The sequence below is a fragment of the Rothia nasimurium genome (assembly GCF_928391935.1).
GTDB classification, from domain to species: Bacteria; Actinomycetota; Actinomycetes; order Actinomycetales; family Micrococcaceae; genus Rothia; species Rothia nasimurium_D.
The window spans coordinates 23,929-50,319 of the sequence record NZ_CAKMTD010000010.1 but is presented as its reverse complement, the minus strand read 5'-3'; the positions used below and the strand labels follow the sequence as shown (position 1 = coordinate 50,319).

Sequence of the window (26,391 nt, the reverse complement as noted above, 5' to 3'; positions counted from 1 at the left end):
ATGGGGAAATATCGAGAAGAACTACCTTTATCTACTGTTTATGCTTTTTCTGCGATCTCAATTGCGGCCTTGAGGTAGGCGATGGCACCGGGTGAGGCAGGGTCATAGCTAATGACGGTCTGCTGGTAGCTGGGCGCCTCAGAGATACGCACCGAGCGCGGGATGGAGGTTGAGAGGACCTGATGGGGGAAGTGCTCACGCACTTCGTCAGCGACCTGCGATGACAGGTTGGTGCGGCCGTCGTACATGGTCAGAAGGATCGTGCTGATGACCAGGTGGGGGTTCAGGTGCTTCTGGATCATGGTGATATTTTTGAGCAGCTGGCTCAGGCCCTCTAGGGCGTAGTACTCGCACTGGATTGGAATGAGGACCTCGCGGGCGGCACAGAAGGCGTTGATAGTCAGCAGCCCGAGGGAGGGAGGGCAATCAATGAAGATGTAGTCCAGGCGGGGCTGGCCGGCAGCTTCCCGGGCTGCGGCGTAGTCCGCGATTGCTGTAGCAAGTCGGCTTTCACGCGCCATCATGGAGACCAGCTCAATTTCTGCACCGGCGAGGTCAATGTTGGCGGGGGCGCACCAGAGGTTTTCTAGGTCGGGGCAGGGCTTGACGATATCGGCGAGCGGGGTGTCGTTGATGAGCACATCGTAGGTCGAGGGGACGTCTACACCGTGTTCGATGCCTAAGGCAGTTGAGGCGTTCCCCTGGGGGTCGTTATCAATGACGAGGACGTTCATGCCCCGGCTTGCGAGTGCTGCTGCCAGGTTGACGGCGGTGGAGGTTTTACCGACCCCGCCCTTTTGGTTGGAGATTGTAAAGATGCGGGTTTCGCGGGGACGACTCAGGGTTCGATTGGTTAGTTCGTTGAGCTGTTTGCGGGCGCTGGCGACCTGCTGGCCCAGGGGGCTTTCAGACAGGGCTGCGGCATCTGAGCGGCCCAGTTTTTCTAGCGTTTCACGTGAAACGGCAGAGCCTTTATCTGGCTTACTGGATGCGGCAAGCGGTTCGGGTGGGAGTCCAAAATCAGGAATGGTAGGCATAGTGGGCACGGGCTTCTCCCCTGGGGTTTGCTCAGATTGCTGTTCCCTACAAGACTACCCGTTCCCCTGCTTCACACCAACCATCTACAGATAAACAATGCATGTAGAATGTTTATAAAATGTTTCACGTGAAACACGGCGGCCGACTATAATCACGAATCATGACAACCATTCGCCCTGCCACTCCCGCCGACGCCGCCGAACTGGCCGTCCTGTCTGCTGAGACCTTCTCTGAAACCTTCACCTACTACCCGCCTGAAGATTTAGCCGCCTACCTTGCCGAGGCGTATACAGAAGAAGGCTATACCCATGAGATCACCAGCTCCGACTATGGCATCTGGGTGGCTGAACAGGAGGGCAGCCTCATCGGCTATGTAGTAGCTGGCAGCGCCCACCTCCCCCACCCCGAGCTCTCAGAAGCTGACGGGGAAATCAGGCGGCTCTACGTGCGTTCTAACCACCAGGGGCAGGGCCTAGGCTCCCAACTCCTGGAGCAGGCCCTCCAGTGGCTCCTGAAAGACAATCACCAAAGAACCCTCTGGCTAGGGGTCTGGTCTGAAAACTATGGGGCTCAGCGCCTCTACCAGCGCTACGGTTTCGAGCGCGTGGGCGACTACTACTTTGAGGTGGGAAAGACCCGGGACTTTGAGTTTATTTTGCGACGACTCCCCCACTAAAACCCACACAAAAGCCCGGCTTCCCCTCTGCAGGGGAAGCCGGGCTTTTCGTCCTGAGGCGGATAATCCTAGAGGGTTACTCGCACAACAGTGGTGGGCTCTTCAAGGAGGCCCTCGCCAGCAACCAGGATCTCGGTGTCGCGGGCACCGTACTTGTTGAGCTTCTTCTTGGCCTTGTCGATTTCTTCGGCGGCGCTGCGGCCCTTGAGGGCAAGGAGCTGGCCGGTGCCGCGCAGGATCGGCAGGGTGATGTCCAGCAGGCCAACGAGAGCTGATACAGCGCGGGCGGTGACGTAATCAGCGTCAACGTACCCGACGGCCTGTTCAGCGCGGGAGCGCATGATGTCCACGTTATCTAGGCCGAGGTCGTCTACCACCTCGGTGAGCCAGATGACGCGGCGCTCCAGGGGCTCAATCAGGGTGAGTTTGAGGTCGGGGCGGGCAATGGCCAGGCAGAGGCCGGGAAGGCCTGCACCGGAGCCGACGTCAGCCACGGAGGCGCCTTCTTCGATGTACTCTTCGACGACGGCGCAGTTGAGCACATGGCGCTCCCAGAGGCGGGGAACCTCGCGGGGGCCGATCAGGCCGCGTTCGATGCCGCTGGTGGCCAGGTGTTCGACGTAGCGTTCTGCCAGGGGCAGGCGGTCTCCGAAGATTTGGTCGGCGGCGACGAGGGTGGGGCCTGCGAGCGCGGGGATTTCAGTGTTGGTTTCGCTCACGGTTTAGTCCTCTGCGGGCATGATGACGATGTGGCGGTCTGCCCCGGCGCCTTCAGATTCTGAGTAGAGACCGGCTGCTGCGACGATGTCGTGGATGAGTTTGCGCTCGTAGGAGCCCAGGGGTTCGAGGTGGACTTCGTCGCCGGTTTCTTTGACCTCGGCGATGGCGGTTTCGGCCATGGTGACGAGAGCTTTTTGGCGGTCTGCCCGGTAGCCTGCGATGTCGAGGATGAGGCGGGTGCGCTGGCCGGTGGCGGCAAGGACGGAGAGGCGGACGAGTTCCTGGAGGGCGTCGAGGACTTCACCGTCGTCGCCGACGAGGGCGTCGAGTTCGTCGGTGTTTCCGTCTTCGGTGACGACGGAGAGGTAGGTGCGGCCGTTGCGGATTTCGATGTCGATGTCGCCGTCGATGTCGGCGATGTCGAGGAGTTCTTCGAGGTAGTCGGCGGCGATGTCACCTTCGTCTTCAAAGGCGCCTGCGGGGGTTTCGTCGAGGGTTTCGGGGGCTTCAGTCATGGGGTGTTCCTCCTTTGCTGGCTAGTTCTTTTTCTTCTGCTGCTTTTGGCGTTTTTTGCTCATGGGCTGCTGGCGCTGGCCGCGGTTAGCGCGTTCACGCTGGGCTTCGAGTTCAGCTTCGTGCTGTTCCTTGGTTTTGCCAACGGGGGGCAGGCCCTTGGCTGCGCGGCGTTCGTTGAGTTCACGCTCGGCCTGGGAGCCGGGGGTGGGGTTATTCTTGATGACCCAGTACTGCTGGCCGAGGGACCAGAAGTTGGAGACGGTCCAGTAGACGAGCACGCCGAGGGGGAAGTTGATGCCTGATACCGCGAAGATGAGGGGCAGGACGTAGAGCATGATCTGCTGCTGGCGGTACATGGGGGACTGCTTGGCGGCGTCCGACATGTTCTTTACCGAGAGCTGCTTGGTGATGTAGAACTGGGTGGCGCTCATGAGCACAACCATGATGGCGGCAATGATGATGGTGGCGGCGTGGTTGCCGTTGCCGGGGTTCAGCATGGTGGAGAAGAGGGGGGCGCCGAAGATGTAGGCGTTGTTGAACTGCTCTACCTTGTCGTTGGAGAGCATGAGGATGCTCTCGTTGTTGGCTGCTGCGGCGGGAATGCCGTTGAGTACCTGGAAGAGGCCGAAGAAGATGGGCATCTGCACGAGGATGGGCATGCAGGAGGCTAGGGGGTTGGAGCCTGATTCGCGGTAGAGGGCCATTTGCTCTTGGGCCATGGCCTGGCGGGAGAGCTGGTCGGTTTTGCCCTTGTATTTGGCTTGAAGCTTGGCGAGTTCGGGCTGCAGTTCCTGCATGCCGCGCATGGCCTTGATTTGCTTCATGAAGAGGGGGATGGTGAGGGTTCGCATGACGATGGTGAGGCCGATGATGGCGAGGACCCAGGTGGTGCCGGAGGCGGGGTCCATGCCGATGGCTGCGAACAGTTCGTGGAATGCCCAGAGAATCGCTGAGACGATCCATTTGAAGGGCCAGAGAATGATGTCGAACATGGTTCTCTTCCTGGCTCGGTGTGGTGAGCCGGTTGTTGGGGCACGTCAGCGTCGGTGCTTTTAGCGGCTGGTGTGCTGGTGGGGGTGGTTTAGAAGAATGATTTTGGGTTCGGTGCCGGGTGTGAAGGTGCGGCGGCCGGTGGGGACGGGGTCGAGCCCGCCGGTGGCCCAGGGGTGGCAGCGGAGGATCCGGCGGACGGTGAGGGAGAGTCCTCGGACGGCGCCGTGGGTGGTGAGGGCTTCGAGGCCGTAGGCGGAGCAGGTGGGGTAGTACTTGCAGACGTCGCCGTAGAGGGGGGAGATGATGGCCCGGTAGAGCTTGATGAAGGCGATGAGGGCGTTTTGGGGCAGGGTGATGAGGGCCTGCGTGAGGGTGGTGGGGACGACGAATTCGTGGGGGGCGTTGTTGAGTAGGACGTCGTTGTTCTTCTCGGGGGTGGGGTGGGAGGTGCCCATGGTGTTAGAGCTCCTCTCGGGTGGTGGTGGGGGGAGCGGTCTGCGGGGTGCTGAGTTTTTTGAGGGCGGTGGTGAGTGCTCCGGTGAGGTCGGCGTTGAGGTCCCGGTAGGACGCTGTTGCGGCGGGTGGGAGGGCTCGGATGACGACTGAGTAGCCGGTGGGGTTTTCGGCGACGAAGGGCGCGATTGCTTCCCGTAGGCGGCGTTTGGTTTTGTTGCGGGTGACGGCGTTGCCGACGGCTTTGGAGACGATGAAACCGATGAGGGTTGGTTCTTCGCCTGTTTTGGCTGTATATAGAACTAAGTTCCGACGCCCTGAGCGGGCGCCGGAACGTGTAGTTGCTGAGAATTGAGCCGAAGCTCGCATCCGGTGCTGTTGTGCCAGCACGTATTCTCCTTTTCGGGTTCGGTCGTCTCTTGGCGGGCTGCGTTATCACGCTGGCCTGCGAAGCTAGGCCGAGGCGAGGAGATGAAAAGCCTTATGCTGAGAGGCTTGCGCGGCCCTTTGAACGACGGTTCGCGAGGATGGCGCGGCCTGCACGGGTACGCATGCGAAGACGGAAGCCGTGCTTCTTGGCGCGGCGGCGGTTATTCGGCTGGAAAGTCCGCTTGCTCATTTGGTTACTCCAAAAATGGTTGGTACGGGGGCCAACCTTTCAACAGTTCTTCGAACAGGTTGACGCTTCTTGCTGGTGTGCTGCCCTTAGGGTGCGCTGTGGTGCGCGATCTAAGGTCATGCCCCGCGTGTGGGCATAGTTTTAGCACACTTTGACTAATCAACTCTAGAAGAGGTGTTGATACAAGGTCAAGCCCGCACGCGGTAGGTCTTTAATCACAGGCTGGCAAGAGAGTTTGGGCACACCTGTGGATAGCGGTGGTCAACCTTGCCCCTAGCGGGAGTTATCCACAGGGGTGCGGCAGGTTTTGTAAGTTACAAGTTTTTCAGCTTTAGAGCTAGCGGTGCGAGGTTTAATCACATACTGTAAACAGGTATCCCACCGATAAATCACAAGTTTTCCACTCTGTGGATAAACCTGGTGATAACTGTGGAGAACCGCCCGATGGTGTGGATATCATGTTGATAAATTTTTTTGTATGAGGAGGCCTGCGTGGGCGATTATCTGGATCCTGAGTTGCAGAAGCAGTGGATGCGTTTGGTTGCGCTTCTGCGTGCGGATACCTCGGTTGCCCAACGGCACCGGGCCCATATTGGGTTGGCTCAGCCTCATGCTTTTATGGGGAATGTGCTGCTGATTGCGGTTCCGAGTGAGTTCACACGCGACATTTTCCAGCACGAACTCAAGGACACCCTGCAGGAGGCCATTACGGCTACTTTTGGTCAGGGGGTCACGGAGGCTTTCATTATTGATACCAGTTTGGAGAGCTCCCCGGAGAAGGCCGCCCCTGCGGTGGAGCGGGTTCTTCCTGCCCAGCAGGCCCCGGTAGCTCCTGCCCCGGTGGCGTTTGAGGACGCCCCGGCCCCCGTCGCTGAGGACGAGGATTTTGCCCCCCTTCCGGGTGAAGAACCGGCTTCTGCTGAGGAAGAGGAGGCTGCAGCGTCCGCCCCCGGTGCCCCTGCTGAGGCAGCCGGTGCGACCGTCACGACCTGGGATTCCACCGCCCGCCTGAACCCCAAGTACACCTTTGATAGCTTTGTGATTGGCCAGTCCAACCGCTTTGCCCACGCGGCGGCCTTCGCGGTCTCTGAAACCCCGGCCTCAGCCTATAACCCCCTCTTTATTTACGGGGGTTCGGGCCTGGGTAAGACCCACCTGCTGCACGCTATCGGCCACTATGCCAAGAGCCTCTACCCTGGCCTGCGCGTGCGCTACGTGAATTCTGAGGAGTTCACGAACGACTTCATTAATTCCCTGGCCAATAAGAACGACAATTCTTTCAAGCAGATTTACCGCAATGTCGATATGCTCCTGATCGACGACATCCAGTTCCTGGCGGGTAAGGAAAGCACGCAGGAGGAGTTCTTCCATACCTTCAATGCCTTGCACAACCACCAGAAGCAGGTGGTGATTACTTCTGATTTGCCGCCTAAGCAGCTGACTGGTTTTGAGGAGCGCATGCGCTCGCGCTTTGAGTGGGGGCTGATTACGGATGTGCAGCCGCCTGAGCTTGAAACCCGAATCGCGATTCTGCGGAAGAAGGCCCAGAATGAGGGCCTGGACGTGCCTGATGACGTTATGGAGTACATTGCGTCCCGTATCTCGACTAATATCCGCGAGTTGGAGGGCGCTTTGATTCGGGTGACGGCCTTTGCGTCCTTGCAGCAGCAGGCTGTTGATATGCAGTTGGCTGAGCAGGTACTCAAGGATCTTCTTCTGGACGATGGGGTGCAGGAGATTACGGCATCCCAGGTTTTGGCGGCTACTGCTGAGTATTTTGAGGTGACGATTGAGGATTTGCGCTCGAAGTCTCGTAGCCGCACTCTCGTGAACGCCCGTCAGATTGCTATGTACCTTTTGCGGGAGCTGACGGATATGTCCCTGCCTCGGATTGGCCAGGAGCTGGGAGATCGTGACCATACGACTGTGATGTACGCAGACCGTAAGATCCGTAGCCTGATGGCTGAGCGTCGTCCGATTTTCAACCAGGTGACGGAGCTGACCAACCGCATCAAGCAGGCTTCTAAGGAGTAAGTCCGGCCAGGAGCAGGGTCTGACCTGGGGAAATACGGGTTATGCCCTGTTTTTGGGGGCTGTGGATAACTTAATGAAGAAGGCCTGAATTAATGTGGACGTTAAGTGCATAGATATGCAGAAGTTGTGCACATCAGTGAGTGCATAAATATCCATCCACTATTCATTCACAGATGGAGCTGTCCTTATGCACAAGCAGTTCACACGCTCTTCCTTGAGTTTGCAAGGCTGTGGCCGGTTTTCCACAGTTTTCACAAGGGCTATTAACACTACTTTCCTTAAAGAAAAAACGTCAAATAACAAAAAATGCTCTGCGGACGGCGGCGGGTGGGCTGGTTTCTGTAATTACAAGTTCGGCTGGACAGGCATCAGGTTCAGGGGTGTCAGATTCTTGAAATTACACAAAATCCCTCAAGCTCTGTTCGGGTAGACTGAAAGACTGAGTTATGCCCTGCGCTCTGCACGGCTTTGTCTTTGTTCATCTGAAAGGTGCTCCAGTGAAATTTACTGTTGAACGCGATACTCTGGCCGAGGCGGTAAGCTGGACCGCTCGATCCCTCTCCCCCCGCCCTCCTGTGCCTGTCCTGTCAGGCCTCATGATCAAAGCAGCAGCCGGGGAAGTATCAATCGCCAGCTTTGACTACGAAACCTCAGCCAAACTCACCATCGAAGCTGACATCGCAGAAGAAGGCGAAGCTCTCGTCTCCGGCCGTCTCTTGGCCGACATCTGCCGCTCCCTACCCCGCGCCGACGTCCTCTTTGAACTACGCGACGGTAAGGTTCATCTCTCCTGCGGCTCATCAAACTTCAACCTGGCCTCCATGCCGGTAGCTGACTACCCCGAACTTCCGGCCCTCCCTGCCCTTTCAGGTACCGTCGAGGGCAGCGAATTTGCAAAGGCCGTGAGCCAGGTATCGGTAGCAGCCTCCAAGGACGACACCCTACCGATTCTGACCGGCGTCCGTATGGAAATCGAAGGTGACCAGATCACCCTGCTTGCCACCGACCGCTACCGCCTGGCCATGCGTGAACTCACCTGGTCCCCGGCCGACAGCTCCATCTCAACTGCAGCCCTGGTCAAGGCCAAGACCCTCTCTGAAGTTGCTAAGACCCTCGGCGGATCAGGCGACCTCTCTATCGCCCTGTCAGACGCCCACGAGCTCATCGGCTTTGAATCAAATTCTCGCCGGACCACCAGCCTCCTCGTCGACGGCGAATACCCCAAGATCCGTTCCCTCTTCCCCGAGGTCACCCCGGTTCACGCTATCGTCCGCACCTCAGACCTCATGGAAGCTGTCCGCCGCGTCTCCCTGGTCGCTGAGCGCAATACCCCCGTCCGCCTGGCTTTCACCCAGGGGCAGGTCACCCTGGACGCCGGCACCGGCGAGGACGCCCAGGCTACCGAAGTCATCCAGGCCCAGCTGCACGGGGAGGACATCACCGTCGCTTTCAACCCCAGCTACCTCTCAGAAGGCCTGAACACCTTCACCGCCAACAAGTTCGTGCGGTTCTCCTTCACCGACCCCCGCAAGCCCGTCGTGCTCTCAGAGCAGGACGACTGGCAGGCCGACGACGAAAAGAACTACCGTTACCTGCTCATGCCGATCCGCCTCCAGAACAACTAAGGCCACCCCGGGCCCACCCCTCATCCAAGGAGTAAGCGCTGTACATCGACCACCTATCGTTGATGGACTTCCGCACCTACCGGCTCCTGAACCTGCCGCTCACCCCCGGTGTTACGGTCTTTCTCGGCTCTAACGGAGTCGGTAAAACCAACATCGTGGAGGCTGTGGACTACACCGCCCAGCTTTCCTCCCACCGGGTCAGCCAGGATTCCCCGCTGGTACGTGTGGGCGCTGACCGCGCCTACATCCGCACCCGCACCATTCGGGGCAACCAGCAGACCATCCTGGAATTTGAGCTGGCCCCGGGCAAAAGCAACCGGGTGCGGATCAACCGGGCAGCCCCCGTCCGGGCCCGTGAAGCACTCGGAGTAACCCGCACCGTGCTTTTCTCCCCCGAGGACCTGCAACTGGTCAAGGGAGATCCGGCAGGGCGCCGCCGTTTTCTGGATGACCTAGCTGTTTCCCTCCGCCCCTCGGTTGCTTCCTACCGGGCTGATTACGAGAAAATCCTGCGGCAACGCAACTCCCTGCTCAAATCCATGCGCTCGCGTCGGGTTTCGGCGGGGGATGACCTCTACACGCTTGAGGTGTGGAATAAGCAGCTTGCGGACGTCGGTGCCCACCTCTTGCAGGCCCGGTTGCGTACGCTTGACCTGCTTCTGCCCCAGGTGCAGAAGGCCTACCAGCAGCTGACTGATGGGTCTAAAGCTGTGGGGGTGACGTATGAATCCACGATTTTTCCGGCGATTTCAGGGGAGGTGCTCCCCCGCGCTGCCCTGATGTCTGTTGAGGATATGCGTCAGGCTATGATGCGTAGCTTCGTAGAGAAGCGTAGTGAGGAGCTGGAACGGGGCGTGACCCTGCTGGGGCCCCACCGGGATGATATCGCCCTGGAGCTGGGGAATATTCCGGTCAAGGGGTTTGCCTCCCACGGGGAAAGCTGGTCCTATGCCTTGGCCTTGAAGCTGGGGGCCTGGTACGTCCACCTGGCAGATAACGATGCTCCGGGCTCCTCCCCCATCCTGATTTTGGATGATGTCTTTGCAGAGCTTGATACTGCCCGCCGTCACCGGTTGGGGGCTATTGTCGCTGGGGCTGAGCAGGTATTGGTGACCTGCGCTGTGGCTAGTGATATTCCGGAGGAGTTAGGGGAGATTACCCTGGTGAAGGTAGAGCCTGGCCAGGTCCATATCCAAACCCCACCAGGAAATATGAGCGGTGGGGAATAAATGAATCCCGTCGAAGATATATACAATTCGGAATATTCCGATGAGGCTGTAGACGCCCCACACGCCCTGCTATCCCGCATCCGGGCTGCCAAAGAAGCCCGAGGAGAACTCAGGGTGAAGGGCGCCGCCGGGCGCAAAATCATCAAAGACTTCAGCAAGGTCATGACGGCCGAACCCGGCACGAAAGTCCGCACCTACCGCTCCCCCGGCTCAAGCGACCAGCTCGGAGGGTACACTGGCCCCGGCCCCAGTGCCCGGGACCCCCAAGCCCTCAGCGGCCTCATCAACCGGATCATCATGGAACGAGGCTGGACGACCCCGCTCGCCGTGTCATCTGTCATGGCCCGATGGCCTGAACTGGTAGGGCAACAAATGTCTGACAAAACCACCCCCGAGAGCTTCGACCAGGGCGTGCTGACCGTGCGCTGCGAATCGACCGCCTGGGCGGTACAAATCCGCCACATGAAATACGACATCATGCGCCGCTTCAACAGCGAACTGGGGGATGACGTCGTTACCGACATCAAGGCCTTTGGCCCCAACGCCCCCACCTGGAAGAAGGGCCGCTACCGGGTGCCCGGCGGGCGAGGCCCCCGCGACACCTACGGATAAGCTGCCGCGCCGCCGTCCTTGTCTCCCTGGCCCCCACAGCGGCCCCTGAAAAATCGCTTCTGCGCCCCCGACCCCCGTTGCCTGTATGAACCCACAGCCAACGGGGGTTATTCGCTCCCGCGGCCAGCCAGGGCGGTTTAAACCGATAGGCCCCTTCTGAAACATCACAAAACCGGTTAGAAAAGGCTATTTTGCGGTAGAATTAGCAGAGAATACGCGCACCTATCTGCGGGCCCTCCAGGCACTCCCCACCCCGGGGAGGTGAGCCTCGGTTATCTTTCCCTGGCCTGGTGCGATACCGACCATGCAAGGAGCCTAACCACCTGTGGCAGCTGAAGAAACAACCCACGAATACGGCGCGGCCGACATTACCGTCCTTGAGGGCCTCGAAGCGGTCCGCAAGCGTCCCGGTATGTATATCGGCTCAACCGGCGAACGCGGCCTGCACCACCTGGTCTACGAAGTCGTCGACAACTCCGTCGACGAAGCCCTGGCCGGGCACGCTGACCTGATCGAGGTCGTCATTCAAAAGGACGGTGCCGTTCGGGTTGCCGACAACGGTCGAGGCATCCCGGTCGATGAACACCCCACCGAAAAGAAGCCCACCGTTGAAGTGGTCATGACCATCCTGCACGCTGGCGGCAAGTTCGGTGGCGGCGGCTACGCTGTCTCCGGCGGCCTACACGGCGTGGGTATCTCCGTCGTTAACGCACTCTCTACCCGGGTCGAAACCGAGGTTCGCCGCCAGGGCTACAAGTGGCACATCAGCTACGCCAACGGCGGCAACACCGTCAAACCCCTCACCCGCGGGGAAGCGACCGACGAAACCGGCACCACCCAGACCTTCTACCCCGACCCCGAAATCTTCGAAACCGTCGAATTCGATTTCGAGACCCTGCGTGCCCGCTTCCAGCAGATGGCCTTCCTCAACAAGGGCCTGACTATCCAGCTCACCGACGAACGCGAGCTGCACGAAGGCGACGAAGTCACCGGCGAAGAGAAACCCGAAAAACTACCCCTCAACCAGGTTGGGGCCGACGCCAACGGCTACAAGACCGTCACCTACATGTATAAGGACGGCCTCTTCGACTACGTGAACTTCCTGAACACCTCCAAGAAGCTCACCACGGTGCACGATGACATCATCGCCTTCGAAAGCGAAGATACCGACCGCATGATGAGCCTGGAAGTAGCCATGCAGTGGACCACCGCCTACAAGGAATCGGTCCACACCTATGCCAACACCATCAACACCCACGAGGGCGGCACCCACGAAGAAGGCTTCCGCACCGCCCTCACCACCCTGATCAACCGCTTCGCCCGCGACAACAAGCTCCTGCGCGACAAGGACGACAACCTCACCGGTGAAGACGTCCGCGAAGGCCTGACCGCCGTCGTCTCCGTCAAGATCTCCGAGCCCCAGTTCGAGGGCCAGACCAAGACCAAGCTGGGTAACTCCGAAGCCAAGGCCTTTGTGCAGCGCGAAACCATGGACCAGCTGGGCGACTGGCTAGAGCGCAATCCCAGCACCGGCAAGGAAATCGTCCGCCGCGCCATCACCGCAGCCCAGGCCCGCCTGGCCGCTCGCAAGGCCCGCGAAACCACCCGCCGCAAGGGCCTGCTTGAAACCGGCTCTATGCCCGGCAAGCTCAAGGACTGCTCCTCCAAGGACCCCTCCATCTCAGAGATTTACCTGGTGGAGGGTGACTCCGCAGGCGGTTCGGCCGTGCGCGGCCGTAACCCCGAAACCCAGGCCATCCTGCCCCTGCGCGGTAAGGTGCTGAACGTGGAACGCGCTCGCCTCGACCGCGCCCTCTCCAACGCTGAAATCCAGTCGCTGATTACCGCCTTCGGTACCGGTATCGGCGAGGACTTCGACATTGAAAAAGCCCGCTACCACAAGGTCGTCCTCATGGCCGACGCGGACGTCGACGGTCAGCACATTACCACCCTGCTGCTGACCCTGCTCTTCCGCTACATGCGTCCCCTCATTGAGGCTGGTTATGTCTACCTGGCCCAGCCCCCGCTCTACCGCATCAAGTGGTCTAACGCCCCGCACGACTACGTCTTCTCAGACGCCGAGCGCGACGCCGCTCTGGAGGCCGGCTACGCCAAGAACCAGCGCCTGCCCAAGGACAACGGTATTCAGCGATACAAGGGTCTGGGCGAGATGGACTACACCGAGCTCTGGGACACCACCATGGACCCCGAGCGCCGCACCCTCCTGCAGGTCAAGATGGAGGACGCCGCAGCTGCCGACCAGATCTTCTCCGTGCTGATGGGTGAGGACGTCGAGGCCCGCCGAGAATTTATCCAGCAGAACGCAAAAGACATCCGATTCCTTGATATCTAAAGGGTTTGCGCATGAAAAATGCGATATATAACCCTTAAGGAATAAAAGAAGTCAAGGATACGAACAGAGGAATTTATGAGCGACGAGAACACCACTAGCTCACACCAGCCCGTCGACGGCGAGATCATTCCCGCCACCACCGACGCCGCACCCCCCGGGGGCAACGTCGAGGTTGTCGACCTGCGTTCAGAAATGGAACGCTCCTACCTGGACTACGCCATGGCCGTCATCATCGGCCGCGCCCTACCCGACGTCCGTGACGGCCTCAAGCCCGTCCACCGTCGCGTCATCTACGCCATGTACGACGGCGGCTACCGCCCCGAGCGATCCTTCAACAAGTGCGCCCGCGTCGTCGGCGAAGTCATGGGTCAATACCACCCCCACGGCGACGCCGCTATCTACGACACCCTGGTGCGCCTGATCCAGGACTGGGTCATGCGCTACCCGCTGGCTCTCGGTCAGGGTAACTTCGGCTCCCCCGGTAACGACGGTGCAGCGGCTCCCCGTTACACCGAAACCAAGATGGCCCCCCTGGCCCTCGAAATGGTGCGAGACATCAACGAGGACGCCGTAGACTTCCAGCCCAACTACGACGGCAAAAACCAGGAACCGGTCGTCCTGCCCTCCCGTATTCCCAACCTGCTGGTCAACGGCTCCTCGGGTATTGCCGTCGGTATGGCCACCAACATTCCGCCGCATAACCTGCGCGAGGTGGCCGACGGTGTGCAATGGTTCCTGCAGAACCCCGACGCCACCAATGAGGAACTCCTCGAAGCCCTTATTGCCCGTATCAAGGGCCCCGACTTCCCCACCGGCGCCACCATCCTGGGCCACAAGGGAATCGAACAGGCCTACCGCACCGGTCGCGGCTCCATCACCATGCGGGCTGTGGTCAATGTCGAAGAAATCCAGGGCCGTACCTGCCTGGTCGTCACCGAACTGCCCTACCAGGCCAACCCCGACAACCTGGCCATCAAGATTGCCGAACTGGTCAAGGACGGCAAAATCACCGGCATTGCTGACCTGCGCGATGAAACCTCCGGTCGCACCGGACAGCGCCTGGTGATCGTCCTCAAGCGCGACGCCGTGCCCAAGGTGGTGCTGAACAACCTCTACAAGCACACCCAGCTACAGGAAAACTTCTCAGCCAACATGCTGGCCATCGTGGACGGCGTGCCCCGCACCCTCTCCCTGGATGCCTTCATCCGCCACTGGGTCAACCACCAGCTCGAAGTTATCGTGCGCCGCACCCGCTACCGTCTGCGTCAGGCCGAAGAAGAAGCGCATATCCTGCGCGGCCTGCTCAAGGCCCTCGACGCCCTCGACGAGGTTATCGCCCTGATCCGCCGCTCCCCCACCGCCGACGACGCCCGCACCGGCCTCATGGACTTCCTCGACATCGACGAAGCCCAGGCCCAGGCAATCCTGAACATGCAGCTGCGCCGCCTGGCCGCCCTGGAACGCCAGAAGATCCAGGACCGCCACGACGAGCTCATGCGCATGATCGACGAATACAACGCAATCATTGCCTCTGAAGACCGCCAGCGTGCCATCATCTCCGAAGAACTGGCCGAAATCGTCGGCCGATTCGGCGACGAACGCCGCACCAAGATCCTCATGGGTTATGACGGCGACATGTCCATGGAAGACCTCATCCCCGAGGAAGAAATGGTCGTCACCATCACCCGCGGCGGCTACGTCAAGCGCACCCGCAGCGACCAGTACCGCTCCCAGCACCGCGGCGGCAAGGGCATCAAGGGTGCCTCCCTGCGCGGGGACGACGTCGTCCAGCACTTCTTCGTCACCTCCACCCACTCTTGGATCCTCTTCTTCACCAACCTGGGTCGCGTCTACCGCACCAAGGCCTACGAACTCATGGAAGCCGGCCGCGACGCCAAGGGCCAGCACGTGGCTAACCTCCTGGCCTTCCAACCCGAAGAAACCATCGCCAAGGTCATGGAACTCAAGTCCTACGAGGACGCCCCCTACCTGATCCTGGCCACCAAGAACGGCCTGGTGAAGAAAACCGCCCTGTCGGACTACGACACCAACCGCACTGCCGGCGTCATCGCCATCAACCTGCGCGACGGCGACGAACTCGTCTCAGCCCAGCTGGCCAGCGCCGAAGACGACCTGCTCCTCATCTCCCGCCAAGGCCAGTCCCTGCGCTTCACCGCCACCGACGAAGCCCTGCGCCCCATGGGCCGCGCAACCTCCGGCGTCACCGGCATGAAGTTCCGTGACGGCGACGAGCTACTCTCAGCCAACGTCGTCACCGACGACTCCTACGTCTTCGTCGTCACCGCAGGCGGCTACGCCAAGCGCACCCAGGTCGACCAGTACCGCGTCCAAGGCCGAGGCGGCCTCGGTATCAAGGTCGCCAAGCTGGCAGAAGACCGCGGCGACCTCGTCGGCGGCCTTATTGTGAGCGAAGAGGACGAAGTCATGGTCGTCATGCAGTCCGGCAAAGTCGTCCGAACCGCAGTCTCAGAAGTACCCGCCAAGGGTCGCGACACCATGGGCGTCATCTTCGCCAAACCCGGCAAGAACGACGAAATCCTCGAAGTTGCCCGCAACTACGAACGTAACCTCGATGAGTCAGACAACACCGACGAAAACAGCGCCGAAAGCGACGAAAAGTCGGTAGATGAAGTAACTTTAGAAAACAAGACCATACCGGCGGACCTAGAAACCGCAGACACCACTGGAGGTAAGAGTGAGCAGTAACAGCACCGCAGCCCGCCCCGCGCCGCGCACAGGAACCCCTCGCGCAGCCCAGGGTAAGGGCCGCCCGCAGGCTCGCCCCCAAGGCGGCGTCGCCCCCGGAGGCCAGCGCAAGCCCCTCGTACGTCCTGCGCCCCGATCCAAGATCCGCCGCGCCCGCCTGGTCGTCGCAAAGGTAGACACCTTCTCCGTCGCCAAGCTGGCTTTCCTGCTGTCGGTAGCCATCGGTATCGTTACTGTCGTAGCAGCCGTTATTCTCTGGCTCGTCATGCAGGCCACGGGCGCCTTCCAGAGCCTCAACGACCTACTGCAGCTACTCGGCACCACCAGCAACGCCGTTGACATCTCTGAATACCTGTCACTCGGCCAGGTGGCTCTCTACAGCACCATCATTTCTGTAGTGAACGTTGTTCTGATAACGATTCTCGGAGCCCTCGCCGCCATGCTCTACAACGTAGCAGCCCGCCTCGTCGGCGGTATTGGTGTGACCCTCACCGACGAATAAGCCCAGTGAGACACTCTTGAAACCCGTGGCGCCCTGCCTCAAGTAGGGCGCCACGAACCTTTTAAACACCCCGAAAGGACTGTGTCTCAGAACACGCCGTTTCAATTTGGCAAGGGGTGAAAACCTGTGTAAAGTTATATCTCGTTCTGATGAACACCAAGGGCGTATAGCTCAGACGGTTAGAGCGCTACACTGATAATGTAGAGGTCCCAGGTTCAATTCCTGGTACGCCCACCACCTTGGTTGAAAGGTTGACATGAAGAAATTTATGACAATCGCAATCGCCGCAGTCCTAGCAACTGTCGCAGCGAAACAAGCCAAGAATTCTCAAGAGAATAAAAAGACTTGGGAAGAAGCTACAGACAAAATTTCATAGGTAGCACCCGATGGGGGCGTGGCGCAATTGGTAGCGCACCTGCTTTGCAAGCAGGGGGTTAGGGGTTCGAGTCCCCTCGCCTCCACTCTTCGGTGATTATAGCAAGAGGGAAACACCCGGTCCCATCCCGAACCCGGAAGTTAAGGCTCTTAGCGCCGATGGTACTGCACTGGCGACGGTGTGGGAGAGTAGGTCATCGCCGAATTAAATTTGGTAAGGAACCCCAGTCGAAAGACTGGGGTTCCTTTTTTGTATGCGCGGGGCAGTGCCTGGGGTGGCACGGGGCGCCGACGGCCTCGCAGGCTCGGCCGATTCGCGCCGGGATTATTCTTCCTCGCTCGCTCGGAATCCCGGCGCTCATCCGCACAGGCGACAGCAGGAGAGTGGATTATCGCCGAATTAAATTTGGTGAGGAACCCCAGTCTGATGGCTGGGGTTTTCTGTTTCTTCTTGGTTGTTCATGCCCGGGTGTGGACGGTTTGTGGCTCCTGGTGTGTGTTTCTAACGGCTTCGTCGATTCGGCAAACTTTTATTTTCCTCGCTCGCTCGGAAAAGTTTGCCTCATGGTGTGGGAGAGTAGGTCATCGCCGAATTAAATTTGGTGAGGAACCCCCAATCGAAAGACTGGGGGTCCTTTTGCATGCGCAGGATGGTGGGGTTCTGGGCACCTTGGGGGCTCTGTTGCAAAAATCGTGAAGCTTGAGCATGCTTGGCGGAGATTGGACGGACGGAACGATGACGGATTTCAAGTGGCGCCATTTCCAGGGTGATGTGAGGCTCTGTTGCAAAAATCGTGAAGCTTGAGCATGCTTGGCGGAGATTGGACGGACGGAACGATGACGGATTTCAAGTGGCGCCATTTCCAGGGTGATGTGATCCTGTGGGCGGTGCGCTGGTATTGTCGCTATCCGATCAGCTATCGCGACCTTGAGGAAATGCTGGCGGAACGCGGCATTTCGGTCGACCATACGACGATCTATCGCTGGGTCCAGTGCTACGCCCCGGAGATGGAGAAGCGGCTGCGCTGGTTCTGGCGGCGTGGCTTTGATCCGAGCTGGCGCCTGGATGAAACCTACGTCAAGGTGCGGGGCAAGTGGACCTACCTGTACCGGGCAGTCGACAAGCGGGGCGACACGATCGATTTCTACCTGTCGCCGACCCGCAGCGCCAAGGCAGCGAAGCGGTTCCTGGGCAAGGCCCTGCGAGGCCTGAAGCACTGGGAAAAGCCTGCCACGCTCAATACCGACAAAGCGCCGAGCTATGGTGCAGCGATCACCGAATTGAAGCGCGAAGGAAAGCTGGACCGGGAGACGGCCCACCGGCAGGTGAAGTATCTCAATAACGTGATCGAGGCCGATCACGGAAAGCTCAAGATACTGATCAAGCCGGTGCGCGGTTTCAAATCGATCCCCACGGCCTATGCCACGATCAAGGGATTCGAAGTCATGCGAGCCCTGCGCAAAGGACAGGCTCGCCCCTGGTGCCTGCAGCCCGGCATCAGGGGCGAGGTGCGCCTTGTGGAGAGAGCTTTTGGCATTGGGCCCTCGGCGCTGACGGAGGCCATGGGCATGCTCAACCACCATTTCGCAGCAGCCGCCTGATCGGCGCAGAGCGACAGCCTACCTCTGACTGCCGCCAATCTTTGCAACAGAGCCACCTTGGGTGTGCTGTGTGCCCACCTTTCTTTCAAGCGTCCGTAAAATTTACGGGCATTCGAAAGAAAGGTGGGCGTTCGTCGTTTTCAACACTTGAGTGCCCAGCTGACAGGCCGCAACCTCTCGTCGTGCCCCGGGTGGCCCCGCCCGCGTCCGTTCAGGGAACTGAGATGGCGGGGTTAGATGACTGGCTGGTCTTGGCAGATCACCTAGCAGGTTTCAAGTATCGCTTGAAAGTCTTTTGCGTCCGGTGGGCGAAACCACAGGCTTTAAAGGTGAACAATAGGTAAACAAACCTTGGCAGGGCGGTGCGAGTCACCCCGGGGGCACTCTCGTCCTCTCAACAAACCCATGCAAAACCACACAAGATGTGGGAATGCCTGCCCCCACATCCCCCTCATATCCAGGAAAAACACTCCCATCCCCCTGAGGGGCCACCAAATCGTCTTTGGTTATGTGGGTTTAAGAAAACTTAACCAACATTTCAGAATCTAGCAACACCTCAGTTCCCTGATGTTTCCCAAAATAGGCTGAACCCAGAACAATAGAGGCGTGACTACAGAACTCATCATCCTAGTGATCGTCGTACTGACCGCCCTGGCGTTCGACTTCACTAACGGCTTCCATGACACCGCTAACGCCATGGCGTCCTCAATCGCCACCGGCGCCCTCAAGCCCAAGGCGGCAGTCGCCCTCTCAGCTATTCTCAACCTCATCGGCGCTTTCCTCTCCATCGAGGTCGCTAAAACCGTCGGCTCCGGCCTCATTGACCTAGAAACAGCAGGTGGCGGCCCCAACCTCATGCTGATCGTCTTCACAGGTCTGGTCGGCGCGATCCTCTGGAACGTCTTCACCTGGCTGCTGGGCCTACCCTCCAGCTCCTCTCACGCCCTCTTCGGCGGCCTGATCGGCGCCACCCTGGCCTCCCTAGGCACTGACGGCGTGCTCTGGAACGGCGTCCTCATGAAGATCATCGTCCCCGCCCTCATGGCTCCGCTGATTGCCGGCATGGTTGCCTGCATCGGTACCGCCACCATCTACGCCCTCACCAACAAGGTCTCTGAGAAGAACAAGACCAAGAACTTCCGCTTCGGCCAGATTTCCGCAGCGTCCCTCATGTCCCTGGCACACGGCACCAACGACGCCCAGAAAACCATGGGTGTTATCTTCCTGGCCCTGGTCGCTGCCAACGAAATCGACCCCGAGGCTGACATCCCCTTCTGGGTTCGCTTCGTCTGTGCCGTCGCTATCGCCCTCGGCACCTACCTGGGCGGCTGGCGCATTATCAAGACCATGGGTAAGGGCATCGTCGATATCGACGGCCCCCAGGGCTTCGCAGCGGACGGCTCCTCAGCGGCTATTATTCTGACCTCCTCCCACTTCGGTATGGCCCTGTCCACCACCCACGTCGCTACCGGCTCCATCATCGGTTCCGGTGTTGGCCGTCGCGCCAAGGTGAGCTGGTCAACCGCCCGCCGCATGGTTATCGCCTGGATCATTACCCTGCCTGCCGCTGGCTCCGTCGGCGCTATCACCTGGTTTGTGGGTAACGGAATCAACTCAGTGACCGGTAGTGCCTGGATGGGTGAGGCAACCGTCTTCCTGATCCTGGTCGGCTTCTGCTTCTGGATGTGGGCCCACTCCCGCAAGAACGCAGTCACCCACCTGGACATGCACTCCGGTGAGGCCCGCAAGCTGCGTGAGGTTCACACCGAGTCCCTCCCCATCGTTGAGAAGGCAGGTTCCTAATGCTCATCGTTGAAATCTTCCACAAGATTTACCCTGTGTTCTTGGCTGGGCTCTTCTTTGGCGCTGGCCTCCCGGCCCTGTACGCCCTGGGGGTTCGCCTACTGAGTGGGACCGCCGCTGACGGGGACGGCACTGTAGTCACCCAGGTGAACCCCGTCGCCCGCGTCCTTGCCTACCTTATTTTTGCGGTGCTGGTCCTGGCTGTTCTCAGCGGCATCCTGTGGATCGCTAAGGACTTCCTCTACGCCTACACTGGCTTCAACTTCCTGGGAGTTGCAGGCTAAGAGTTCTGTTATCACACGGCTGGGTCGGTGGTTTCATGTGAAACCACCGGCCCTGTTGATTTAAGGGGCGGACGTCGGTGCCCCCGGAGTCTTGTGTTGTTGGGGGGAGTGCAGGTAGGGTGCGACGTATGGTGCTCAACGACCTCCCCCTACGCAGTATTGCTGCCCGTAGCGACTTCGAGCCGCTCACCGGCGTCCGCGCCCATGCCTGGCCCTATCACCTGGCCGTCACTCGGGCGGCGCTCGCAGGGCTCACCTTTGGGCAACTCACTATCATCGTGGGAGAAAACGGGGCCGGTAAATCCACCCTCGTGGAATCCATCGCAGAAGCCTACGGCCTGCCACTCGGGGGCGGGGATAACCGGGTTGCCCGCCTAACCTACGAGCAGGCCTCCGCCTTTGGTGCTGACCTCCAGGTCGTACGCGGGGCCGCCGGACGCCGGGCAGGGCTCTTCCTGCGAGCTGAGGGAATGCTGGCCCACCTAGAACACCTGGCCAACCTCAAATCACAGCAGGCAGCCGATATTCTGCGCCTCTCCCACGGGGAGGGCACACAGCGCTTACTTGAAGAATCCTTCGATGATTACGGCCTCTGGATCCTTGATGAACCCGAATCAGGCCTATCTTTCTCGGGGCAACTTGAACTGTGCGCCCGCGTCCTCGCCTTTCTCGAGCGAGGCGGGCAAGTAGTGCTCTGCACCCACAGCCCACTCCTTGCTGCGCTCGCTGCACGCCGCAACGAGCTGGTGTGGGACATAGGGGAGTGGGGGATTCAGAGACTGGCCTGGGCTGAACTTGATATGACCACCCACTGGCGCAACATGCTCGACGACCCCGACATGTACCTACACCACCTCGGATAAACCTGGGTGCTGTGCTGATTTTTCAGGTTTTTACTCAAAACCTGTGGTGGAGCTAACCGCGCATTTGGTAGAATTAGTTTGCGCGTGCAAAAAACCTGTAGTAAGGTTGAAGCATAACACCACGGGGGCGTGGCGCAATTGGTAGCGCACCTGCTTTGCAAGCAGGGGGTTAGGGGTTCGAGTCCCCTCGCCTCCACTCTTCGGTGATTATAGCAAGAGGGAAACACCCGGTCCCATCCCGAACCCGGAAGTTAAGGCTCTTAGCGCCGATGGTACTGCACTGGCGACGGTGTGGGAGAGTAGGTCATCGCCGAATTAAATTTGGTAAGGAACCCCAGTCGAAAGACTGGGGTTCCTTTTTTGTGTACGCGGGTGGTGTGAGGTTCGGGGGTTATAGGGTTATAGGCAGAAAAGTGTGTCCCACTCCGGGTGCGTCACCCCGGGGCGACTTGGGTGGCTCTGAGCGCCGACGGCCTCGCAGGCTCGGCCGATTCGCGCCGGGATTGTTCTTCCTCGCTCGCTCGGAATCCCGGCGCTCATCCGCACTGGCGACGGTGTGGGAGAGTAGGTCATCGCCGAATTAAATTTGGTAAGGAACCCCAGTCGAAAGACTGGGGTTCCTTTTTTGTGTGCACCGGTGGTGTGGGGTTCTGGGTGGGTTATAGGCAGAAAAGTGTGTCCCACCCCGGGCGAGTCACCCTGGGGTGGCTTTGAGCGCCGACGGCCTCGCGGGCTCGTCCGATTCGCGCCAGGATTGTTTTTCCTCGCTCGCTCGGAATCCTGGCGCTCATCTGCACAGGCGACAGTAAGAGAGTGGATTATCGCTGAATTAAATGTGGTGAGGAACCCCAGTCGAAAGACTGGGGTTCCTTTTTTGTGTGCACCGGTGGTGTGGGGTTCTGGGTGGGTTATAGGCAGAAAAGTGTGTCCCACCCGGGCGAGTCACCCTGGGGTGCTTTGGGCGGCTCTGGGCGCCGACGGCCTCGCAGGCTCGTCCGATTCGCGCCGGGATTGTTTTTCCTCGCTCGCTCGGAATCCTGGCGCTCATCCGCACAGACGACAGCAGGAGAGCGGATTATCACCGAGTTAATTTTCAAGGAAAACCCCAGCCTGATGGCTGGGGTTTTCTGTTTCTTCTTGGTTGTTCATGCCCGGGCGTAGATGGTTTGTGGCTCCTGGTGTGTGTTTCTAACGGCTTCGCCGATTCGGCAAACTTTTATTTTCCTCGCTCGCTCGGAAAAGTTTGCCTCATGGTGTGGGAGAGTAGGTCATCGCCGAATTAAATGTGGTAAGGAACCCCAGTTGAAAGACTGGGGTTCCTTTTTTGTATGCGCGGGGCAGTGCCTGGGGCCTTGGGCGCCTCTGCTAGGCTAAAACCACCATGACCGACGTACACCCCGCCCCGCCCTACGGCCCACCGCCTGAAAGCTCCCCACCCGCTGATAAGCCGCAACCTCCCGTCACGCCCCCGGCAGCCCCGTCCGCACCCGTCGACAACGCAACCTACACCCGGCGCAACGCCCTCATCCTGCTCGGAATACTGGCAATACCCACCCTCCTCGCCCTAGCTCTTATCACCTACTACTCCGGCGCCCGCAGCCACCTCACCCTTGATGGTGAGAGTATCTGGGACTCATCCCTACTCACCGACAGCGGCCTCGCAAACGCAAAAACAACCTGGCTCGACGTCACAGACACACAGACAATCGAAACCGGGGCCCTCGCCGAGCACCTGGCTGAGGCAGTGCCTCACCTGGGTGGCACCAGCGGAATCTTCCGGCGGGAAGCAACCCACTCCACCACCATCTACCTGCCCGACGGCGGCTATATCGACATTGCCAGCCACGAAGACATGCCCATCAGTCTCTCTACCCAGAGCTGGCAGAACCTGCTCCTGCGGGCCTCTGACGAGCGCCTTCAATCGGTGACCGTCTCAGCCCACGGCGCTGACTACTACGGCGATGACTCCCCCTGGGTTGAGGTTAGATACTACCTCTACGGGGAACAAGGGGACGACCGGCAGGACCTCCTGACGGAGATGGCCGCGTGGGAACCGGTAGGGCCGGTTGATGTCGAGAGTGTCTCTTATATGTACGACCTTGATCTTGACTCCCAGGAAGTTCAGATTTTTGCCCTAGGGCCCCTGAGCGAGGTACAGGCGTGGTCGCGCTCAGCTACCCCGATTGCCCAGGTTTTTGCGGAGCACACTGAGGGGCTGCAGGTGGTTAGCGTCAATAAGTACCGGGACGCTACAGACTACTTTGTGAGTGCCCGTTTTGAGGGTTACACGGGAGATGCGGACGCCGCCCGCCAGGCCATGGTCGCGGGTGTTCAAGGAACTGAGGTGGGCAGAGTCCTTGGGATGGACCTGACAGACGCCACCGGTTCCGCCTACTACTTTGAGGGGCAGTGGGAGGTCACCCCCTGAGCGTAGGCCTGTGCCGTATGCCCGGTCGCAGATAGGAACAAGCCCCGGCTCCCACACAAGGGGGGCCGGGGCTTGAAGCCGGGGCGGGCGTCCTGACCGCCAGGCCGGGGTCAGGACGCCCACCGGGAAGGTCATGCAGACCTAGGCGGCAGGAGTCTTCCAGGGATCCTCAACCGGGCGGGAAGCCTTGAATGCAGCCGCACCAGCAACAGCACCAGCAACCAGCAGACCAAAGACCAGCAGGCCCTTGCCGCCGCTCTTCGAAGCCTTCTTCTGCTCCTTAGCGTAGGACTTAGCAGCCTTAACAGCAGCCTTCTGAGCCTGCTTCAGGGCCTTCTTATCGCCAGTGACCTTAGCCGCCGCGGTGTGGGCAGCAGCGGGGGCCTCAACCTCAGCCAGCTTGCCAGCAACGGTTTCAGCAACATCGGCAGCCTTAGTGCGGGCTGACGCTACAGCGTTCTCAACAGCGGGGGTAACGTCATCAATCTTTGCCTGAAGCTTCTCAGCCAGGGAAGACTGGACCTCTGCAACCTTAGCGCCGGTGAACTTCTGGGCGCGGGCGGTCTTCTTCTCAGCGAGCGCAGTCAGCTTATCAGCCTTCTTGCCGGTGGCCTTAGCTGCCTTGGCCAGGAACTTCTCTGCCTGCTTCTGAGCTTTCTTAGCCTTGCTCTTCTTGCACAGTGCCATGATTACCTCCAGGGTGGGCCCGCACCGTCGCCCCGCTTCTCGGGGTGGGGTGGTAGGCGGGTTATCGTTAGTATCAGCTTACTTTCTAAAACCTTAAAAGTGCTCTGAGGGGGCACAAAAACCCTCATGTTTCTCTGCCCGCTAAAGTTAAGCGTCCCTGAAGGGTGCGCGGACGGCCCCGCCCCGGGCGCTCGCCGTCGCCCCGGCTGGAGTGGCTGGCCCCGGTCTATCGCTGGGCGATCAGAGTGAAAATATGCCAGAACTTTTCACCGGTAAAGGTTTTCCCATGGTGGGCTTTCTCGTCAAACTGCACCAGAGTGAGGTTTTTTAGGGACTGCTCAAGCCAGGTGCGCTCAACCGTAGAAATCGAAGGTTGGGTTGCCCAGGAGTCCTTGGGGCCGAGTAGGTCAACGGCGAGAATGCCTCCGGGAGCTAGGGCGTCTAGCAACTGGGACCAGACGGCGGGGAAGTGCTCTGGTGGGCAGAAAGGAAGCGCGAAGCCGGAATAGATGAGGTCATAGCTGTGCTGCTCGTAGGTGAACTCTTGGGCGGTTGCTACAGTGTGGGACCAGTGCTCTAGGGTGTCGGGGGCTTTCTGCTCGATGGTGTTTTGGATAAGACTCTTGCTTCGTTCGTCAGGTTCGACGGAGTGGACCTGGAAACCGTGGGCGAGGAGTTCGGCTGTTTCTATGCCTGCCCCGGCTCCCAGGTCGAGGGCCCTGCCCGGTGTGTGGCAGTAGCCCAGGGCCTGGGTCAGGAGTGGACGCACGGGGCGCCCTGCCTGCGCCTGGTTGTAGGTAGTCCAGTGGTTTTCGTCAGAGGAAAGCATGTTTTGATAGTAGGTCAGGAGAAATAGGCCCCACAAGGGGGCAAGTACCAGGTAGGAGGTAAGGTGCGGACGGCCCCGCCCCGGGCGCTCGCCGTCGCCCCGACGGTTTGCCCCCTGCCGCTGGCTACTACCGGGTGTAGACCGCAGAAGGGGCTATTCTAAATCTTTCTAAGGCGTTCTAAAATATTTTTTAGAACGCCTTAGAAAGATTTAGAAAGCAGTGAACGATGAATCAAGACCTCAACCCCTTCACCCCCGGAGCAGGGCTCACACCGCCTGAACTCACAGGTCGAGACCAAGAAATCATCGACTTCGACAGGCTTGTAGCCCGCAGCAAAATGCGCCTGACCGCTAGAGGGCTTATGCTCTACGGCCTGCGCGGAGTCGGTAAAACCGTCCTTCTACGCAGACTAGAAACCCATGCAGAACGCTCCGGCTGGCTCACGCTCAGACTTGAAGGGAGCCTTACCTCCTCTGCCCAGAAACAGCTTCGTATCAAACTCGCACGAGATCTTGCCCAGCAGACCAGGGTCGCCACCCAGGGGCATACTGGAAGCGCAATACAGCGAGCAATCGCCTCCATTGCCGAACTATCACTCACGCTGGGCTTTGCCCAAGCCCGCCTAGTGCTCAAACCCAAGACTGACGAACCCGCCCTCACCACAGGCGTCCTCGATATAGACTTCCCCGAAGCAATCCTGAACCTGGCAGAAGCCCTCAAGGAACTCCCCCAGCCCAAAGCTATCGGTTTTTTCATTGACGAAATCCAAGACCTCGACAGCGAACTGCTCGATATGCTCCTGACAACCCAGCACGAAGCAGGACAACGGGAACTACCCTTTTACATCATCGGAGCCGGCCTGCCCTCAGTACCCACCCGGCTAGGGGAAATCAAAACCTACGCCGAACGCCTCTTCAGCTACCGCGAAATAGGTGCTCTTAGTCCCGACGCAACCCGACGAGCTTTCGTAGAGCCCATCCGCAAACCCGGCGGCCACATCGTAGAAAGCGCCCTCGAAAAAGCAACCGTAGCCTCGCAGGGCTACCCCTACTTCATCCAGCAATACGGGCAGGCTATCTGGAATTCTGCCGCCCAACAGACCATCACCGACGACGATGTGCTTGCTGGCCTTGCCGTAGGGCGAAGCGAACTAGATAGCGGCTTTTACCTCACCCGCTGGCAGCGGACCACCGAGTCAGAACAGGACTACCTCGTTGCAATGGCCAGCGTCATGAAAGGTCAGGCCGCCCGCACTGGAGAAATCGCAGAGGCCCTGGATAAGACAGCTAACGGAACCAGCGTGGTGCGTAAATCCCTCATCGAAAAAGGCCTGGTGTACTCGCCGGGTGTGGGCCAGCTGGCCTTTACGGTGCCGGGAATGCAGGACTTCGTGCTGAGACAGGCAGGGCAAGTGTAAGCCGC

The 26,391-nt window shown here is 59.6% G+C and carries 24 protein-coding genes, 3 tRNA genes and 2 rRNA genes; 20 read left to right on the top strand and 9 right to left on the bottom strand.

All coding sequences use genetic code 11. The features are described from left to right. Positions 1-38 precede the first annotated feature (38 nt). A complete protein-coding gene (locus L7A15_RS09470) occupies positions 39-1,037 on the bottom strand; it encodes a ParA family protein (RefSeq protein WP_272878638.1) in 999 nt (332 codons plus the stop codon). Positions 1,038-1,198: 161 nt separating this feature from the next. Here L7A15_RS09470 and L7A15_RS09465 point away from each other — a divergent pair, with 161 nt between their 5' ends. Beyond that, positions 1,199-1,714, top strand: coding sequence for a GNAT family N-acetyltransferase (locus tag L7A15_RS09465; protein WP_237208988.1), 516 nt, complete (start codon positions 1,199-1,201; stop codon positions 1,712-1,714). A gap of 68 nt (positions 1,715-1,782) precedes the next feature. Here the strand turns inward: L7A15_RS09465 and rsmG are convergent, their stop codons facing one another. The 6 genes from rsmG to rpmH all read right to left on the bottom strand — a co-directional run bounded on the left by rsmG (position 1,783) and on the right by rpmH (position 5,015). Continuing rightward, the gene (gene rsmG, locus L7A15_RS09460) at positions 1,783-2,412 is read right to left on the bottom strand and encodes a 16S rRNA (guanine(527)-N(7))-methyltransferase RsmG (protein ID WP_423817293.1); all 630 of its coding nucleotides are present in this window, start codon (positions 2,410-2,412) and stop codon (positions 1,783-1,785) included. A 24-nt stretch (positions 2,413-2,436) separates the two neighbouring features. Beyond that, the gene (locus tag L7A15_RS09455) at positions 2,437-2,949 is read right to left on the bottom strand and encodes a protein jag (RefSeq protein WP_237208986.1); all 513 of its coding nucleotides are present in this window, start codon (positions 2,947-2,949) and stop codon (positions 2,437-2,439) included. Between the two features lie 21 nt (positions 2,950-2,970). Beyond that, positions 2,971-3,942 carry a membrane protein insertase YidC gene (gene yidC, locus L7A15_RS09450; RefSeq protein ID WP_237208985.1) on the bottom strand — a complete coding sequence of 324 codons (972 nt, stop codon included), beginning with the start codon at positions 3,940-3,942 and terminating at the stop codon, positions 2,971-2,973. Between the two features lie 60 nt (positions 3,943-4,002). Continuing rightward, on the bottom strand, positions 4,003-4,398 hold the full coding sequence (gene yidD, locus L7A15_RS09445; RefSeq protein WP_237208984.1) for a membrane protein insertion efficiency factor YidD: 396 nt from the start codon (positions 4,396-4,398) through the stop codon (positions 4,003-4,005). A gap of 4 nt (positions 4,399-4,402) precedes the next feature. Then, positions 4,403-4,786 carry a ribonuclease P protein component gene (rnpA, locus tag L7A15_RS09440; RefSeq protein ID WP_237208983.1) on the bottom strand — a complete coding sequence of 128 codons (384 nt, stop codon included), beginning with the start codon at positions 4,784-4,786 and terminating at the stop codon, positions 4,403-4,405. A gap of 91 nt (positions 4,787-4,877) precedes the next feature. Further along, entirely contained in the window at positions 4,878-5,015 is a 138-nt protein-coding gene (gene rpmH, locus L7A15_RS09435) for a 50S ribosomal protein L34 (RefSeq protein WP_083091541.1), read from the bottom strand. 531 nt (positions 5,016-5,546) lie between these two features. On the opposite strand from rpmH, the gene dnaA reads away from it, so the two are divergent. From dnaA to L7A15_RS09350, 18 genes are all read left to right on the top strand, one after another. Then, positions 5,547-7,049: a chromosomal replication initiator protein DnaA gene (dnaA, locus tag L7A15_RS09430; protein ID WP_237189643.1), complete on the top strand. Its 1,503-nt coding sequence runs from the start codon at positions 5,547-5,549 to the stop codon at positions 7,047-7,049. Positions 7,050-7,546: 497 nt separating this feature from the next. Next, positions 7,547-8,674 (top strand): DNA polymerase III subunit beta, encoded by a 1,128-nt coding sequence (gene dnaN, locus L7A15_RS09425; protein ID WP_237189634.1) that lies wholly within the window; start codon positions 7,547-7,549, stop codon positions 8,672-8,674. A 38-nt stretch (positions 8,675-8,712) separates the two neighbouring features. Continuing rightward, complete coding sequence (gene recF / locus L7A15_RS09420; RefSeq protein WP_237209009.1) at positions 8,713-9,903, top strand: DNA replication/repair protein RecF; 1,191 nt, start codon at positions 8,713-8,715, stop codon at positions 9,901-9,903. Next, positions 9,904-10,515 (top strand): DUF721 domain-containing protein, encoded by a 612-nt coding sequence (locus tag L7A15_RS09415; RefSeq protein WP_237189635.1) that lies wholly within the window; start codon positions 9,904-9,906, stop codon positions 10,513-10,515. A gap of 325 nt (positions 10,516-10,840) precedes the next feature. Then, complete coding sequence (gene gyrB / locus L7A15_RS09410; protein ID WP_237189636.1) at positions 10,841-12,868, top strand: DNA topoisomerase (ATP-hydrolyzing) subunit B; 2,028 nt, start codon at positions 10,841-10,843, stop codon at positions 12,866-12,868. 75 nt (positions 12,869-12,943) lie between these two features. Continuing rightward, positions 12,944-15,595 (top strand): DNA gyrase subunit A, encoded by a 2,652-nt coding sequence (gyrA, locus tag L7A15_RS09405; RefSeq protein WP_237208982.1) that lies wholly within the window; start codon positions 12,944-12,946, stop codon positions 15,593-15,595. Beyond that, entirely contained in the window at positions 15,585-16,097 is a 513-nt protein-coding gene (locus L7A15_RS09400; protein WP_237189638.1) for a DUF3566 domain-containing protein, read from the top strand. Before gyrA ends, L7A15_RS09400 begins: the two co-directional genes overlap by 11 nt. Positions 16,098-16,257: 160 nt before the next feature. Next, positions 16,258-16,334, top strand: a tRNA-Ile gene (locus L7A15_RS09395). A 31-nt stretch (positions 16,335-16,365) separates the two neighbouring features. Then, a complete protein-coding gene (locus L7A15_RS10705) occupies positions 16,366-16,473 on the top strand; it encodes a hypothetical protein (protein ID WP_237189639.1) in 108 nt (35 codons plus the stop codon). A gap of 12 nt (positions 16,474-16,485) precedes the next feature. Beyond that, positions 16,486-16,558: transfer RNA gene (locus L7A15_RS09390), tRNA-Ala, on the top strand. A gap of 3 nt (positions 16,559-16,561) precedes the next feature. Further along, positions 16,562-16,678 (top strand): 5S ribosomal RNA (gene rrf, locus L7A15_RS09385). 631 nt (positions 16,679-17,309) lie between these two features. Continuing rightward, complete coding sequence (locus L7A15_RS09380; RefSeq protein ID WP_001389365.1) at positions 17,310-18,074, top strand: IS6-like element IS6100 family transposase; 765 nt, start codon at positions 17,310-17,312, stop codon at positions 18,072-18,074. Between the two features lie 606 nt (positions 18,075-18,680). Then, positions 18,681-19,877: an inorganic phosphate transporter gene (locus tag L7A15_RS09375; RefSeq protein ID WP_237201094.1), complete on the top strand. Its 1,197-nt coding sequence runs from the start codon at positions 18,681-18,683 to the stop codon at positions 19,875-19,877. Next, positions 19,877-20,161, top strand: coding sequence for a hypothetical protein (locus L7A15_RS09370; RefSeq protein ID WP_237201095.1), 285 nt, complete (start codon positions 19,877-19,879; stop codon positions 20,159-20,161). Before L7A15_RS09375 ends, L7A15_RS09370 begins: the two co-directional genes overlap by 1 nt. Before the next feature lie 128 nt (positions 20,162-20,289). After that, positions 20,290-21,024 carry an ATP-binding cassette domain-containing protein gene (locus tag L7A15_RS09365; RefSeq protein ID WP_237208981.1) on the top strand — a complete coding sequence of 245 codons (735 nt, stop codon included), beginning with the start codon at positions 20,290-20,292 and terminating at the stop codon, positions 21,022-21,024. Between the two features lie 123 nt (positions 21,025-21,147). Next, a tRNA-Ala gene (locus L7A15_RS09360) sits at positions 21,148-21,220 on the top strand. A gap of 3 nt (positions 21,221-21,223) precedes the next feature. Further along, a 5S ribosomal RNA gene (gene rrf, locus L7A15_RS09355) occupies positions 21,224-21,340 on the top strand. Between the two features lie 1,065 nt (positions 21,341-22,405). Further along, complete coding sequence (locus L7A15_RS09350) at positions 22,406-23,452, top strand: hypothetical protein (RefSeq protein WP_237209055.1); 1,047 nt, start codon at positions 22,406-22,408, stop codon at positions 23,450-23,452. Positions 23,453-23,593: 141 nt separating this feature from the next. Here L7A15_RS09350 and L7A15_RS09345 read toward each other — a convergent pair whose 3' ends face one another. Then, positions 23,594-24,139: a hypothetical protein gene (locus L7A15_RS09345; protein ID WP_237201098.1), complete on the bottom strand. Its 546-nt coding sequence runs from the start codon at positions 24,137-24,139 to the stop codon at positions 23,594-23,596. A gap of 226 nt (positions 24,140-24,365) precedes the next feature. Continuing rightward, complete coding sequence (locus tag L7A15_RS09340) at positions 24,366-24,968, bottom strand: class I SAM-dependent methyltransferase (protein WP_237209054.1); 603 nt, start codon at positions 24,966-24,968, stop codon at positions 24,366-24,368. A 227-nt stretch (positions 24,969-25,195) separates the two neighbouring features. Between L7A15_RS09340 and L7A15_RS09335 the strand changes: the two genes are divergently transcribed. After that, positions 25,196-26,386 (top strand): ATP-binding protein, encoded by a 1,191-nt coding sequence (locus tag L7A15_RS09335; protein WP_237209053.1) that lies wholly within the window; start codon positions 25,196-25,198, stop codon positions 26,384-26,386. Positions 26,387-26,391 lie beyond the last annotated feature (5 nt).